Below are 15,103 nucleotides of genomic sequence, written 5' to 3' on the forward strand. Positions count from 1 at the left end.
TGCGGGCCCAAGTACCGTCCACGGCCGGTGGGTTCCGTGAATGTCCGTTCTTCGCACCGCGCGATGTCTCCTGCTGCGGATACGCTGATCACCTGATCGACAAGTATGGCTCGATCAGGACCGGATCGGGTTATGACCTGATCAACAGGTGTGCGGAGCACGGAAGTCGGGAAGAGCCGCAGGAGCGAGTGTGCGGCGATGGGGGCGGCGGCGGTGGCGGACGAATTCGATTTCACTCCCGGGGCACAGGTGCCGCTGACGGGCACCGCGGGCCAGACCGCGGCGACGTACGCCCTGGCGTCCGCGGCCTACCGGGACAACGAGATCGCGGAGATCCTCAAGGCCAACAACGACTGGCACAAGTCCACGGTCAAACCGGGCCGCAAGTGGGCGACCATCTTCCGGCCGAACCTCGGGGAGGCGTTCTCCAACGCGGTCCGGGACCGCATGGTCGGCGCCGGCCGCAAACCGCTCATCCAGTCCTTCGGCATGGAACCCCAGGTCGTCGTCGAGCACTGCCTCGCGGCGAACAACATCCGCCGGGACCGCGACAACTGGCTGTCGGCGGTGATGGTCCTGTGCGGACTGCTCTTCCTGCCCGGACTGCTGCTGTGGCTGCTGGTCTTCCAGATCCGTACGACGATCGCCAAGCGGGACGACAAGCGGGCCGGTGCCCTCGGCACCACTCTGCTGGTCGCCGTGGGCGCCCTCGCCGTGATCTTCCTGCTCAAGATGCCGTTCGACGGCTTCTGGGCCTGGTACGCGCGTGCGTGCGTCGTGCTGCCCGTGGTCGGCTGGTTCTGGGCCAAGCAGATCTGCGAGCGCGCCGCAAGGACCTGCGGGAGCGCTGGTCCGCCCTGCTGGCCGGCGGCGGCATCGGCGCCAAGATCCCCGAGGCCGTGCCCGGCAGCCCCGGCGAGACCAAGGCCGAGCAGCTGCGCAAGGAGCTGGCCCGGCTCAGCGCCGAGCAGCGCTCCAACCTCGTCTTCTACGCCGGCCCCAAGGGCATCCTCGGCATGGGCACCCGCTGGGGCGCCTGGCAGCTCGCCGAGGATCTCGTACCGGCCGACTCCGGCAAGGAGATCCACCCGTTCCGCAGCTGGGACGTCATACGCGCCATCCACGATCAGCTGCGGATGCTGGAGCGCACCCCCTCAACACCGGTGGTTTCACGGCGCCTTCCATCAAACACTGGATCGTCAGCCCCATCGGCGAGGGCGCCGGCGGTGTGGCCCGCCCCGACAGCACCGACGTGGACGCCTACCAGTACAAGAACCACGCCATACAGGAGATCTGCAACAAGCAGCACTTCGGCAGCGGCAACCGCCACTACCTGGGCGTCCAGTGGACGCTCTGGGACGGCCAGTTGATCATCACCATGCTGGTCACGGTCACCGTCCTGCACCAGACGCTCCGCATCGAGGTCACCGGGCACGCCCTGGGCCCGGTGCACGGCCTGTTCACCACCGGGCGGCCGCCAAGGAGAAGGAAGTCCAGAAGTCGGTGCGGTTCTGGGAGACTCGCAAGATCAAGCTCCCCCTCGTCGACACCGACGAGGTCGTACAACTCGCCGCCGCGCGCCCCGCTGACCTGGTACCCGCCGCTGCTCAACTGGCTCGGCGGCTCCATCGGGCTGCCCGAGCCGTTCGGTCTGCGGCACGCCTGGGCCGACCAGCCGTGGCGGCACCGCTTCATGGCCGACGACGCGCTGCGCGCCGCCACGCCCGTGCTCCGCGTGGTGCACAACGCCGCGATCAAGGTGCTGAAGGAGAACGGCGTCGACACCGACAAGTTCGGGTCGCGGGCCGGGTTCCTCAGCGGGGCGGTACAGGACGCTTCGCCGCGGAAGGCTGACCTCTACGACGCGTGAGCGCTGCGCTCGCTCGGGCGGGGGTGCGTGGGGGTGGGGGCCGTTTTCGTCCGCGGGCCCGGTGGGGGCTTCTCGCGCAGTTCCCCGCGCCCCTGAAAGAGGCCTGCGGCCCTTTCGGGACGAAAGCACGGGGCGCAGCCCCTGCTTTTCAGGGGCGCGGGGAACTGCGCGGCCAGCCCCCACCGGGCCGCGGACGAAGAACGAGTGAACCCGTGGCTACGCCGTCGGCCAGGCGTCCGCGAGCATTTTCCTCGTGTCGGCCAGGAGCTGCGGCAGGATGCGGGTGTGGCCGACGACGGGCATGAAATTGGTGTCGCCGCCCCAGCGGGGCACGATGTGCTGGTGGAGGTGGGCCGCGATGCCCGCCCCGGCGACCGTCCCCTGGTTCATGCCGATGTTGAAACCGTGCGCGCCGGAGGCGGTGCGCAGGGCCGTCATGGACTGCTTGGTCAGCTCGGCCAGCTCGACGGTCTCCGGTCCGGTGAGATCCGTGTAGTCGGCGACGTGCCGGTAGGGCACGACCATGAGGTGGCCGCCGTTGTACGGGTAGAGGTTGAGCACCGCGTACACATGCTCCCCGCGCCTGATGACCAGGCCGTCCTCGTCCGATTTCGCCGGGATCGAGCAGAACGGACAGCCGTCGTCGGCGCCGGGGCCGGTCGGCTTGTTCTCACCCTGGATGTACGCCATCCGGTGGGGCGTCCACAGGCGCTGGAACGCGTCCTGCGTTCCCACTCCGATCTGCTGCTCCGGCTCACTCGTCATGCAGTGCAGCATATGGCTTCGCCCGTTCGCGGCGTGTCGCCGGGTACCGGGGCGGCAGGGGCGGGGCGAAGCTGAGGCGATGGACCACGACAGCCGCGCGTTCCGCTGGGAACAACGCCACGGACGCCTCCTCGCCGGAGCCTCGGGCCTCTTCCTCGCCTCGTACGCGGTAAGGGTGCTGGCCCACGATCTCCCCCAGGGCTGGCTCGACCTCTGTCTCGCGGTGACCCTGCTGTGCTGGGCGGTCTTCGTCCTCGACTACGGGGTGCGCTGGCGGCTGAGCGGGCTCGGCCCGAAGTTCGTGCGCGTTCACTGGCTGGACACCGTCGTGCTGGTGCTGCCGCTGCTGCGACCGCTGCGCGTCGTGCAGATCCACGACGCCGTACAGCGTCACCACGAGCGGCCCCGGCTCTCGCTGCACGCGCGCGTGGCCGTCTACGCGGGCCTGTCGGTGACCCTGCTCGGGTTCACCGGCGCCCTCGCCGTCTACCAGCAGGAGCACGACGCACCGGGCGCGACGATCCTGACCTTCGGGGACGCCGTGTGGTGGACCTGCTCCACGCTCGCCACGGTGGGGTACGGGGACGTCACCCCCGTGACCCCGATGGGCCGGACCATCGCCGTGTTCCTGATGGCCTGCGGTCTCGCCCTGCTCGGCACGGTGACGGGGTCGTTCGGGTCGTGGCTGATCCAGGTGTTCGCGCGGGAGGACGAGCGGAGGCCCCCGGAGAGCTGAACTCTCCGGGGGCCTCGCCCCAGCCGCTGCGGCGCGGGTACGCCTCAGATCTGGACGCGGTCCGCCACGACCTTCGCGATCTTGGCGATGGCCTCCTCGACGGGGATGCCGTTCTCCTGGGAGCCGTCGCGGTAGCGGAAGGAGACGGCGCCGGCCGCCATGTCCTCGTCGCCCGCGATGACCATGAAGGGCACCTTCGACTTCTGGGCGTTGCGGATCTTCTTCTGCATACGGTCGGAGGAGGCGTCGACGTCGACCCGCAGGCCCTGCTTCTTCGCCTCGGCGGCGAACTTCTGCAGGTACTCCACGTGCGCGTCGCCGATCGGGATGCCGACCGCCTGGACGGGCGCCAGCCACGCCGGGAACGCGCCCGCGTAGTGCTCCAGGAGCACGGCGAAGAACCGCTCGATCGAGCCGAACAGCGCGCGGTGGATCATGACCGGGCGCTGCTTGGAGCCGTCCGGGCCGGTGTACTCCAGGTCGAAGCGCTCGGGCAGGTTGAAGTCGAGCTGGACCGTGGACATCTGCCAGGTGCGGCCGATCGCGTCCTTGGCCTGGACGGAGATCTTCGGCCCGTAGAACGCGGCGCCGCCCGGGTCCGGGACCAGCGGGAGACCCTGCTTCTCGGCGACCTGGCGGAGCGTCTCGGTGGCCTCCTCCCACGCCTCGTCCGAGCCGACGAACTTCTCCGGGTCCTTGGTGGACAGTTCCAGGTAGAAGTCGGTGAGGCCGTAGTCGCGCAGCAGGTTCAGGACGAAGGTGAGCGTCTTGTCCAGCTCGTCGGCCATCTGCTCGCGGGTGCAGTAGATGTGCGCGTCGTCCTGGGTGAAGCCGCGGGCCCGGGTGAGGCCGTGCACGACGCCGGACTTCTCGTAGCGGTACACGGTGCCGAACTCGAAGAGCCGCAGCGGCAGTTCACGGTACGAACGGCCGCGCGCGTCGAAGATCAGGTTGTGCATCGGGCAGTTCATGGGCTTGAGGTAGTAGTCCACGCCCTCGTCGAGCTGCATGGGCGGGTACATGCCGTCGGCGTACCAGTCCAGGTGGCCCGAGACCTCGAAGAGCTTCCCCTTCGTGGCGTGCGGGGTGTAGACGAACTCGTAGCCCTCCTCCTCGTGCCGGCGGCGCGAGTAGTCCTCCATGACGCGGCGGATGATGCCGCCCTTGGGGTGGAAGACGGCGAGGCCGGAACCGATCTCGTCCGGGATGGAGAACAGGTCGAGTTCGTTGCCCAGCTTGCGGTGGTCGCGCTTCTCGGCCTCGGCGAGGAAGTCGAGGTGCGCCTTCAGCTCCTCCTTGGAGGGCCAGGCGGTGCCGTAGATGCGCTGGAGCATCGGGTTCTTCTCGCTGCCGCGCCAGTAGGCGGCGGCGTTGCGCATCAGCTTGAACGCCGGGATGTTGCGGGTGGTGGGCAGGTGGGGGCCTCGGCAGAGGTCCTTCCAGCACAGGTCACCGGTCTTGGCGTCGAGGTTGTCGTAGATCGTCAGCTCGCCGGCGCCGACCTCGACGTCCGCGCCGTCGTCGGAGGAGGCCGAGCCCTTCAGGCCGATCAGCTCCAGCTTGTACGGCTCGTCCGCCAGTTCCTCGCGGGCGGCCTCGTCGGTGACGACGCGGCGCGAGAAGCGCTGGCCGCGCTTCTGGATCTCCTGCATCTTCTTCTCGACGGCCTTGAGGTCCTCGGGCGTGAACGGCTTCTCGACGTCGAAGTCGTAGTAGAAGCCGTCCCGGACCGGCGGGCCGATGCCCAGCTTCGCCTCGGGGAACAGCTCCTGCACGGCCTGGGCCATGACGTGCGCGGTGGAGTGGCGGAGGATGTTGAGGCCGTCCTCGGAGGAGATCTCCACGGCCTCGACGGTCTCGCCGTCCCGCACCTCGTACGCGAGGTCCTTCAGCTCGCCCGCCACCCGGGCGGCGACGATGGTCCGCTCGCCGGCGAAGAGGTCGGCGGCCGTAGTGCCCGTCGTCACCACACGCTCGTCCCGCTCGGAATCGCGTTGGATGATCACACGGACGTCGGACACCGGTCTCTCCTGACTGAAGGGGACCACCTCCGGATTTCCGGAGGTGGTCCCCGAATCGTACCGAGCCGGGGGTGCCCACTGCGAAACGGTTACGGGCGGAGGCGGTCAGTCCCCTCCGCAGGCCTCCTCGAAGAAGGCGGTGATCTCCGCGGTCTCCTGGAGCGACTTCATCAGCCGGTCCCGCTCGGCCTCGTCGACCTGTACGGGCGCGACCCCGTCGGCGTCGGTGAGCCGCCGGAAGCCGCCCCGGCTCTCCAGCCTGCCGTGCACCCGGACCGGCAGTCCGACGAGATGGGCCTGGCCCGCGATCCGGTACGCCTCCTCGTCGAGGGTCATCCGGACGTGCGGGACCTCGGCGCCGGCGATGACCCGCAGCCGTACCGTGCCCTCGCCGCGCGCTGCCGACCGGCGCATCCGCACGACGGCCCCGGTGATCCGGACCGGCATGGAGGGCTCCTCGCGCAGATAGCGGGCCCCGGCCTCGCGCAGCACGGGCAGGTCGCCCGGGGAGAACTCGACGGGCTCGGCCGGGGGCGCGCCGCCCTCGGGGATCCCGGCGGCGGGCGCCCAGTCGACGGCGACGCGGGCGCCCTCGGTGCCGCGGACCAGGGCGACGAGGGCCTCGGTCAGTTCATGGCTGACGCCGGCCTCGACGGCTCCGTCGAAGGCGTCCATGCCGCCGGTGGCGCGTTGGTAGTCGATGGCCTCACGGGTGGCGTACAGGGCCTGGTGGAGGCGTAAGGCGAGGGGGCGGCCGGTGGCCACGGGGACGAAGGCGGTCAGGCGGCGACCGCCGGGGGCGGCGCCGACGAGGACGCCGTCGAGGGAGGCGGCGGCGGGTCCGCGGTGCCGGGCGCCGTAGTAACCGGCGCGGGCACGGGTGGCCAGGGCCGCCGCGAGGAGCATCTGGCGGGCGGCCGAGCGCAGTTGGTCCTCGACGACCCAGGAGGCGGTGCCCAGCGGGCCGGTCGGCACGTCCCGCCACCAGTGGATCTCGTCGCTGGGCACGGCGAGGGCGACCAGTACGTCCCGGGCGGCGGGCGAACCGCTGCGGGACAGCGCGGTGAGGGCCTCGCCGAGCAGGTCGTCGCTGTCGGGGAAGGCCCGGTTCTCGGGTACGAGCAGGCTCACGCCCCGCCCGGTGGGCCCGGGCGGGGTCCAGCGGCCGTACCGTCCGGCGGCCCCGCCGCGCCGTTGCCAGCCGTGCCGGCGCAGCAGGGCGCCGAGGACGGCCGGGTCGACCTGGGCGGGGTCGGGCGGCTGGGTCCAGGTGGGCTCGACGGGGTGGGGGCGCACGGGACGTACGGGCTCGCCGATGGGACGGCGGACGGACCGGTCCTCCCCGTGCGGGCGTCGGCCGGTGTCGTCGTCGATGGGGCCGTGGATCACGGTCTGCCTCCCGTTCCGACCCGCGTCATGATCTCGCAGAGCGCTCGGTCGTCGAAGATGCGCGAGGTCGGTATGCGCACGGTGGTGCGGCGCCTACCGGTGATCGGGTGTCCGGCGAGGTTGACCCAGTAGCAGCAGTGCCGCAGGTCGAGCCGGTCGTGGCCGGCGCGCAGCCACTGCTCCTGTGACCTGGGGACGATCATCACGACCAGGATCTTGTGCACCGAGACGGGGGTGCGGGCGAGCTTCGCCAGGTGCTGGTTGTCCAGGGTGAAGGAGAAGGTCCTGCCCGGCGGGTCGGGCGCGAGCTGGTAGGTGGCCTTGAGCTGCACCTTGATGGTGACTTCGTCGTCGACGGTGTGGCCGGGCGAGCCGTGGCTGACGTGCCAGTCGATGCCGTTGTCCGGAAAGGGCTGGGAGAGCGAGCAGCCGGCCGCGGCGGCCACGGCGTGCAGATAGCCCACCTGCAGGGTCTCCATGCAGGCGGTGGTGGCGAGGGAGCCGCGGTGCGGTGCCGCGTGCTCGGGCAGCAGCCCGCCCCGCTCGGGCTGCGCAATGGCCATGACCAACAGCCTTCCCCTACTGGCGCTTCCCCGTGCCGGGCCTCTGAACTGCACGGACCCGTACTTCTGTTGTCTCCTTCCGGCGTACGGCGCAAACAGCCCGGGTATCACCAAACAGGCAGAAGACGGGACGTCAGCTGCCGTGGGTGAACGAGGAGTTGTGGACACATGACGTGTTGGTACGAGGGGCCCTTGGCGGCGTTCGACACGGAGACCACCGGCGTGGACGTCGAGACCGACCGGATCGTGTCGGCCGCCGTCGTCGTCCAGGACGCGCCCGGCAGCCGCCCCCGGGTGACCCGGTGGCTGGTGAACCCGGGCGTGCCGGTGCCCGCCGGGGCGACGGCGGTGCACGGGCTGACGGACGAGCGGTTGCAGCGCGACGGCCGGTGGCCGGCGCCGGTGATGGAGGAGATAGCCAGGGCGCTGGCCGAGCAGGCGGTGCGCGGCCGTCCGCTGGTCGTGATGAACGCGCCGTTCGATCTGACCATGCTGGACCGTGAGTTGCGGCGGCATCGCGCCTCGTCGCTGGATCGCTGGTTCGAGACGACGCCGTTGCGGGTGCTCGATCCGCGGGTCCTGGACAAGCATCTGGACCGCTACCGCAAGGGCCGGCGCACACTCACCGATCTGTGCGCGCACTACGAGGTCGTGCTGGAGGGCGCGCACGACGCGGCGGCCGACGCTCAGGCGGCGATGGACGTCGTCCGCGCGGTCGGGCGCCGCTTCACGACCCGTCTCGAACGTCTCTCCCCCGCCGAACTGCACACCTTGCAGGCCGTCTGGCACGCGGCACAGGCCCGCGGCCTCCAGGCCTGGTTCGCGCGGAGCGGCACGGAGGAGGCGGTCGACCCGGCGTGGCCGTTGCGCCCGGAGCTGCCGGCGGCGGCCTGAGCGTGCCGGTATCCGGCACTCGGCATGAAAAAAGCCGGTCCGCTCGATGCGGACCGGCCTTTACCCGGTGGGCGATACTGGGTTCGAACCAGTGACCTCTTCGGTGTGAACGAAGCGCTCTCCCACTGAGCTAATCGCCCGGGAACGGACTGAACAATACAGGCCCCGACGGGTCTGGTTCAAACCGCTTGGCCCTGGGCCGTGAGGTACGTGAGGAGTCCTCGTCGTCCCGCCCGCATCATCAGCGCGTGGTTGGCGCGGAACACGGGCCGCCCCGGCACGGCGAACCGTCTCATCAGGGGCTTGGTGACGTCGACCTCCTGGTCGTAGCGGGCGTGGGTGCGGGTCCCGTCGGCGGTGAGCGTCCAGCGGGCCCAGCCGTCCAGGTCGCCGCTCATCTCGATCTCCAGGATGCCGGCGGCCTGGTCACGCCGTACCTCCCGCGCGGTGAAGACGAGGTCGTACGGCAGGAAGGAGCGGATCCGGACGGTGCCGGTGGTGTCGTCGATCCGGGTCACCTCGCGGACCTGGGGCCACCAGCGCGGGTAGTCGTCGGCCCGCCGGAGCACGTCGTACACGGCGGCGGGCGGCGCGGGCAGGTTCCAGTGGGCGCGGAAGCGGTAGTGGCACCAGTCCATGGGCGGATTCTGCCTGCACAGGGGCTGTTCGCGCGGGATCTGAGTACGTCCTCTGAGTATCCGCACTCATGCTCGTCACGCGTGACCGGGGCCACACTGCGGCGCATGACGCATTTTCCGTCCCCTGCCGAGGAGTTGCGAGTCCTCGACGCCGAACTGCGGCAGCTCGACGCCCGCCGCGCCTTCCTGCTGGCACGGCGCGCCTGGCTGGTGAACGCGCTGTACGCGGCGCGGCCCGCGCCCGTCGCGCCGCCCGCGCGGCGCCCCGAGGCGTCGGCGCCCGGCGTCCAGAATGTGCTGCTGGTGCTCGGTGGCGTGCTGCTGGCCGTCGCGGCGCTCGCGTTCACGCTGGTCAGCTGGGGGCACATGGGAATCGCCGGCCGGGCGCTGGTGCTCGGCGCGGTCACCGTGGCCGCGCTCGGCGCTCCCGTACCGCTGCTCCGTCGTGGTCTGCGCTCGACCGCCGAGGCGCTGTCCGGCCTCGGGCTCGCGCTGACGGTCCTCGACGCGTACGCGCTGCACGAGGTCGCGTTCGCCGGGGCGGACGGCACGGCGTACGCGGCGGCCGCGGCGGCGGTCCTCGCGATGACGTGGGCGGCGTACGGGCTGGGCCTGCGCGCGCCGGCGCCCGAGCCGGCGGACACCGGCACGGCGCTCCCCCGCACCGCCCTCGCCCTGCCCCTCCCCCTGGCCCTGATCTCCGCTCAACTCCCCCTGCTGCTGTGGTCGTTCGCGGTGAACGCGAGCGTGGAGACGGTCACGGCCGTGCTGCTGGTGACAGCGGCGGCCGACACCGCGATCGCGCTCCGGGTGCCCCTGAGGCCGGTACGGATCGTCGCCACGGTGGGCGGGTTCGGCTGGGGTGCCTGGGGTGTACTGGCGGCCGGGTGGCTCTCGTGGGCCGCCGACGGCCCGGGCGCCGCCGCCCGTGCGGCGGCGCTCCTCGCCCTCGCGGCGGCGCTCGCCCTGACGGTCGCCCGGCTCACCCCGAAGCCTTCCCTGGCCCTCGGCGCCGCCCTCACCGGCGGACTCCTCGCGGTGGCCGGTCTCGGTGGCATCGCCCGCGCGGTCCTGCCCGAGGGATGGACGGTCCCCGGCTATCTCCTCTGCGGGCTGGCCCTGTTGACAGCCGTACGGGCCCACGCCCCCGAGCCCGTACGGCGCGGTCTCCTGCACGCCTCTGCGGTCGTCCAGGGGCTCGCCCTGGTCACCGCGCTGCCGGTGGTGGCCGTCGCGCTGCTGGGGCCGGCCGGCCTGCTGGAGCGCGTCTGGTCCGGTGCGCCGGCCGACGCCCGCGCGGCGGTGACGCTCGACGCGCCCTGGCCGCCGGACACGGCGCCCGTGCCCCTCGTGCTCGCCGTCGTCGCCGGGGTGCTGGCCCTGTCCGCGCGGAGCGTGGCCGCGGGCACCGCGCCCTGGCGTACGCCGGCCCGGGTCGGCGCCCTCGTCCTCGCCTGGGCGACGGCTCTGGTCCTCCCCGCGGTCCTCGAACTGCCGTACGCGGCCGGTCTGGTGACGGACGGTCTGCTGGTCGTCGCGCTGCTCGCCTTCGCGGGATGCGCACGCTCGACCGAGTCCGCCTCGCACCAGCCGACCGGACCCGGCCTCGCCAAGTCGCCGCGACCCGGGCCGCTCACGTCGGCGATCCCCGCACGCCTCCGGGCGCCCCTCCCCCTCACCGCCACCCTCCTGGCCCTGGTCACCTCCCTGAGCCTGGCGCTCGCCTCCCTCGCCGCGGAACCGGCGACCCTGACGGTCCTCGCCCTGTCGACCGCCCTGTTCGCGACGGCGTCCTGGCTCCGGCGCACGGACCTCGGCGCTCTCACCGGGCCCGTCGCCCTTGTCCACGCCACCGCCCTGACCTGCGCGATCGGTGCCTCCGCCGGCTGGGAACCACAGCACACGGCCCTGCTCGTCCTCACCGTCCCGACCGTCGCCGCGCTGCTCGCGGCCCGCCTCGGCGACTCGCCCATGACCGTCCCGGTCGAGGCGACCGGCGCGGCGGCCGGCCTTCTGGCCATCGCCCTCTCCGCAACGCACCCGCCCCTGCTGGCCCTGACCCTGGCGCTCTGCGGAGTGATCGTCACGGGAACGGCCCTGCGACCGGACCGCCGGCACCTCGGTCACGTGGCCGCCGCGCTCTTCGTCCTGGCCTCCTGGGTGCGGCTCGCGGTCTGGGAGGTCGGCTCACCGGAGGCGTACACCCTGCCGGTGACCGTCCCGGCCCTGGTCGTCGGTCAGCTGCGCCGGCGCCGGGACCCGGCGGCCTCGTCCTGGACGGCGTACGGCCCGGGGCTCGCCGTCACCCTCGTCCCGAGCCTTGTCGCGGCCTGGGGCGACACCCACTGGCTCCGCCCCCTGCTGCTGGGCATCGCCGCCCTGGCCGTCACCCTGCTCGGCGCCCGCCACCGCCTCCAGGCCCCGCTCCTCCTCGGCGGCGCCACCCTCACCCTGGTCGCCCTGCACGAACTGGCGCCCTACATCGCCCAGGTCGTGGACGCCCTCCCCCGCTGGGTCCCCCCGGCCCTGGCCGGCCTGGTCCTGCTCACCCTGGGCGCCACGTACGAGCATCGTCTGCGCGACGCCCGCCACCTACGGGACCGGCTCGGAAAGCTCAGCTGAAGAGCGCCCCGTAAGGGGCGCGGGGAACTGCGCGACCAGCCACGACGATCCCGCAGTTCCCCACCGACCCCAGGCACCCCAAAGCCCCCCGCTCGACCCAGCGGAGCGCTACGGCATCTTGTCGCCCACCAGCGCCAGGTTCTGGATCGCCGCCAGCCCGTACAGCGCCGTCGCGTTGGTCGACACCCAGGCCGCCTCGCTGCCCGGTACGAGCGCCGTCGGCCCCTCGATCTTCTTCGTGGACCAGTCGGTCGACTCCTTGTAGTCCCAGGTGTCGGCGCTGTTGTAGAACTGCCGCCACGCACGGGCCGCGAGCTTGTCGTCCTTCAACTGCACGGCGGCGTAGGCGTCCTGACGCGAGTGGCCCTGGAACAGCAGCAGGCTCCCGAAGTTGGAGCCGTACCGCGCGGCCTGCTCCGCCTTCGTCGCGTTGAAGTAGCGGCAGTAGTCGAGCCAGGCCTCCTTGAACCTGGGCATGTCGATCTGGTCGAGGAGTTCCGCGCACATCTCGACCAGGCCGAACATGGCCGACAGATGCGAGACCCCGACGACGGGCTTGTCCGCGACGGCGAACTTCCCGGTGTCCAGGTCGTACAGCCCGCTGCCCTGGACGAAGCCGTTGGGCTGGGCGGCGATCGTCTCCATGGTGGACAGGACGCGCGCCTTGGCCTTCTCCCACTTGGGGCCGCGCCGCTCCCACTCGGTGAGCCACGCCGAGACCAGGCCCGACCAGTCGGTGCCGAAGCCGATCGACAGCGCGTTGCGGTCGGGGGTGTAGGGCTCGGTGCGGATCTTGCGGATGGGGTCGAGGACGAGGAAGGTCTCGTCGGAGTCGACGTTGGCGTGCATGAGGTCGCCGACGCGTTCGTCGGCGGTGAGGAAGTAGTAGTAGCGGCGGTAGGTGGTGTTGGCGATCCGCTGCTGCTTGGCGCTGTCGGCGTAGTGCTGGACGCCGTGGCGGGTGCCGAGGCCCGCCCACTTCCCCAGGTGGTAGACGTCGACCTCGCCGGTGTGGCGGGTCATGGCCTCGGCGAAACGGAAGACGTCGGCGCGGCCGGAGCGCATGTACGCGAACCACAGCCACAGGTCGGGCGAGAGCTCGGAGTTGTCCCAGGCGTAGCCGCCGACGTCGTAGCACCACTGGTGGCGGCTGGGGTCGTAGCTGTGCATGATGTCGCCGTAGTCCCAGAAGCCGTACCACCGGCGCATCTCCACCTGGTCCTTGTAATAGGTGAAGAGGAAGTCGAGGTGGTCCTCGATCTTGGCCTTGGCGGCGGTGGAGCGGTCCGGCTCGGCGAACAGCCGGCCGAAGACGCCCGCCTTGACGAGCTGCTTGGGCGGGGCGGCGAGCTGCGGGGGCGTGCGGACGGCCTCGACCTGCTTGGCCATGTCCTCGGCGCCCGGGGTGGAGTCATGGGCCCAGAAGAGGAGTTCGCTGGTACGGGCGATGCCGTAGGGGGTGCCGAACCCGGGCTCGTAGTCCTCGTAGGTGATGTTGAGGCCTTCGAGCTGCTCGGGGTAGGTGTCCTGGCCCATGCCGTCGTGGTAGAAGCGCAGGTCCATGGGCTGGGACTCGGGCGACCAGAGCCAGAGGGTGACCTCGGCGGCGTCGGTGTGGGCGTCGCGGATGTCGAGCTGGGCGGGGAACTTCTCCCAGAAGTCCCGCAGCCCGAAGGCGAACCCGCCGGACGCGCCGCCGACGTACCCGAAGCCGCTGGCCCGCCTGCCGCCGCCGGCCGGGATCCAGCCGTGGCCCTTCTTGGTGCGCTTGCGGACCCCGAAGCCGTCGGCGGACAGCTGCGAGAGCGTGTAGTCGCCCCACTCCGGGATGTACTGGAGTCGCGTGGTGACCCGCTGGTCCCAGGTGGAGGGGTCGGGCAGCTTCTTCCCCTCGAACTGGGCGGTGCGCACGGCCGCGCCCGGGTCGCGCCGCAGCCCGGTGATGCCCTTGACCGCCTCCCGCAGCAGACCCGTGCCCTCGCCGCCGATCCGGATGTGCCGGTCGTACGCGGCGTCGCGCATCGGCACCTCGAAGCGGACGCCGATGCCGCGGACGAAGTCGCCGCCGGCCTTTCCGGGCTCCTGGTTGCCGTCGAAGGTGATGGTGTGCACCATGCGGAACGACTCGGCGCCCGCGTAGAAGTAGAGGCGGATCGAGAAGGGCAGCCAGCTGTGGCTTCCCTTGCGGTGCTTGCCGTCGATGCGGACCACGGCACGTACCGGGCCCTCCTGCTCGACCTCGGCCTTGTCGATGAGGCTCTCGTAGCGCTGGGTCTTCTCCGTGCCCTGGTCGCCGTCCTCGATCTCGGGCTGGCGCAGCAGCACCAGATGACCCTTCTGAGCGATCTCGGTGGAGCCGCGCAGCACGGACTTCACGAGCGTCGAGCCGGACTTGCCGATCTTGACGGTGATGACACCGGTCGACACGTCGATGGTGCCGCCGCTCTTGTCGACGGTGACCTTCTTCTCCGGCGCGGCCGCCGTGCCCGCCGCGAGGGTGAGCTTGCCGGAGCCGGCGCCCGCGCCCACCGCGTGCGCGGTCCACTTCACGGAGCCGTCGGGCCAGTAGCCGATCGGCCAGGACTGCACGGCCACGGCCTTGCCGTCGCCGTCGGTCAAGGAAAACGACTGTTCTTTTTCGTACGCGCCCTTCGGCCAGGGCACACCCACCGTCGAACCGGGCGCGGCGCCGAGTCCGCCGTCCTCCAGCCAGTCCAGCGTCACGGGCTCGGCCTCGGCCGTCTCGGCTCTGGGCGCGGCCTGTGCGTTCGAACTCCCTAGCGCCCAGCTGAACTGCGTGGCGGCTCCGGCGACGGCGGCCGCCTTGAGAAGGGACCTGCGGTCGATGGGGGACATGGCCTTTCCTTTCCGAACGGGAAGTCGTACGTGCGGGTGGTCAGGGGCATGACAGAGAGAGGTTCGGCGTCTTCCGGAGACGCCGACCCGGGTGCGGGGCACCGCCGCGGTCAGCGGCGGCGCCGCTGCCGCTCCTCCACGGCGAGGGCCGCCGCCGCGACGGCCCCGAGGACCGGGACCGCCAGCGGGGCGACGAACCAGGCGGAACAGGCCACCACAGCCAGCCCGCCGACGAGCAGAAAGGATCCGGCGGGGTCGAGCACGGTCCGCCGCCCGGCCGCGCCGAGCAGCGCCCGCCAGGTGGTGCCGGGCCGCCACACCGCCGCCGCGCGCAGCCCGGCGACGACGGCGCCGATCAGCGCGAGCACCCCGATCGCGCCGACCAGCGGCCCGCCCGGGAGTCCGGCGCGTACGGCCCGGACGTCCACCCAGACCGCCGCGAGGGCCGCCCATCCGGCGAGCCCGACGAGCCAGCCGCCGCGCACCGCCGCCCGGAAGTCGGCCACGAACTCCCGCCAGCCGCCGCCCTCATGCACCGTGCGGCGTCTCAGGTGCCGGGCCCCGGCGGCGAACGCGGCGGGGTACGTCACCAGCGGCAGCGAGGCCAGCGCGATCCACACCCCGGTGAGCAGACACTCGGCGAACAGCGCGAACCGCTGGGCGAGCAGGGACTCCTCACGGGGTGCGGCGGACTTCGCGGGGATCCGGGTACGGCTACGGGTGCGGGCCAGGGCCATGGTCAGCTCACC

Annotated in this window: 10 protein-coding genes, 1 tRNA gene and 1 pseudogene; 4 read left to right on the forward strand and 8 right to left on the reverse strand. The window is 71.8% G+C overall.

The window, feature by feature from the left end:
• Positions 1-198: 198 nt before the first annotated feature.
• Positions 199-1,870: pseudogene (locus J8M51_RS12415) on the forward strand (hypothetical protein).
• A gap of 216 nt (positions 1,871-2,086) precedes the next feature.
• Here the strand turns inward: J8M51_RS12415 and J8M51_RS12420 are convergent.
• Positions 2,087-2,635: an HIT family protein gene (locus tag J8M51_RS12420; protein ID WP_256965348.1), complete on the reverse strand. Its 549-nt coding sequence runs from the start codon at positions 2,633-2,635 to the stop codon at positions 2,087-2,089.
• A 79-nt stretch (positions 2,636-2,714) separates the two neighbouring features.
• Here J8M51_RS12420 and J8M51_RS12425 point away from each other — a divergent pair, with 79 nt between their 5' ends.
• Positions 2,715-3,371, forward strand: coding sequence for a potassium channel family protein (locus tag J8M51_RS12425; protein ID WP_086758107.1), 657 nt, complete (start codon positions 2,715-2,717; stop codon positions 3,369-3,371).
• Positions 3,372-3,415: 44 nt separating this feature from the next.
• Here the strand turns inward: J8M51_RS12425 and thrS are convergent, their stop codons facing one another.
• From thrS to J8M51_RS12440, 3 genes are all read right to left on the reverse strand, one after another.
• The gene (gene thrS / locus J8M51_RS12430; protein ID WP_086758109.1) at positions 3,416-5,392 is read right to left on the reverse strand and encodes a threonine--tRNA ligase; all 1,977 of its coding nucleotides are present in this window, start codon (positions 5,390-5,392) and stop codon (positions 3,416-3,418) included.
• Positions 5,393-5,497: 105 nt separating this feature from the next.
• Positions 5,498-6,709: a hypothetical protein gene (locus J8M51_RS12435; RefSeq protein ID WP_398856313.1), complete on the reverse strand. Its 1,212-nt coding sequence runs from the start codon at positions 6,707-6,709 to the stop codon at positions 5,498-5,500.
• 68 nt (positions 6,710-6,777) lie between these two features.
• Positions 6,778-7,344: a DUF4365 domain-containing protein gene (locus J8M51_RS12440; RefSeq protein WP_086758111.1), complete on the reverse strand. Its 567-nt coding sequence runs from the start codon at positions 7,342-7,344 to the stop codon at positions 6,778-6,780.
• 168 nt (positions 7,345-7,512) lie between these two features.
• On the opposite strand from J8M51_RS12440, the gene J8M51_RS12445 reads away from it, so the two are divergent.
• Entirely contained in the window at positions 7,513-8,238 is a 726-nt protein-coding gene (locus tag J8M51_RS12445) for a 3'-5' exonuclease (RefSeq protein WP_086758113.1), read from the forward strand.
• A 68-nt stretch (positions 8,239-8,306) separates the two neighbouring features.
• Here the strand turns inward: J8M51_RS12445 and J8M51_RS12450 are convergent.
• Positions 8,307-8,378: transfer RNA gene (locus J8M51_RS12450), tRNA-Val, on the reverse strand.
• A gap of 39 nt (positions 8,379-8,417) precedes the next feature.
• A complete protein-coding gene (locus tag J8M51_RS12455; RefSeq protein ID WP_086758115.1) occupies positions 8,418-8,876 on the reverse strand; it encodes an SRPBCC family protein in 459 nt (152 codons plus the stop codon).
• A gap of 105 nt (positions 8,877-8,981) precedes the next feature.
• Between J8M51_RS12455 and J8M51_RS12460 the strand changes: the two genes are divergently transcribed.
• Entirely contained in the window at positions 8,982-11,498 is a 2,517-nt protein-coding gene (locus J8M51_RS12460) for an SCO7613 C-terminal domain-containing membrane protein (RefSeq protein ID WP_086758127.1), read from the forward strand.
• A 108-nt stretch (positions 11,499-11,606) separates the two neighbouring features.
• On the opposite strand, the gene J8M51_RS12465 is transcribed toward J8M51_RS12460, so the two are convergent.
• Both J8M51_RS12465 and J8M51_RS12470 read right to left on the reverse strand, forming a co-directional pair.
• The gene (locus tag J8M51_RS12465) at positions 11,607-14,354 is read right to left on the reverse strand and encodes an exo-rhamnogalacturonan lyase family protein (RefSeq protein WP_086758117.1); all 2,748 of its coding nucleotides are present in this window, start codon (positions 14,352-14,354) and stop codon (positions 11,607-11,609) included.
• A 110-nt stretch (positions 14,355-14,464) separates the two neighbouring features.
• Positions 14,465-15,091, reverse strand: a complete 627-nt coding sequence (locus J8M51_RS12470; protein ID WP_086758120.1) for a hypothetical protein — start codon at positions 15,089-15,091, stop codon at positions 14,465-14,467.
• Between the last annotated feature and the right edge of the window lie 12 nt (positions 15,092-15,103).

It is taken from the genome of Streptomyces griseiscabiei (genome assembly GCF_020010925.1).
Classification (GTDB): Bacteria; Actinomycetota; Actinomycetes; order Streptomycetales; family Streptomycetaceae; genus Streptomyces; species Streptomyces griseiscabiei.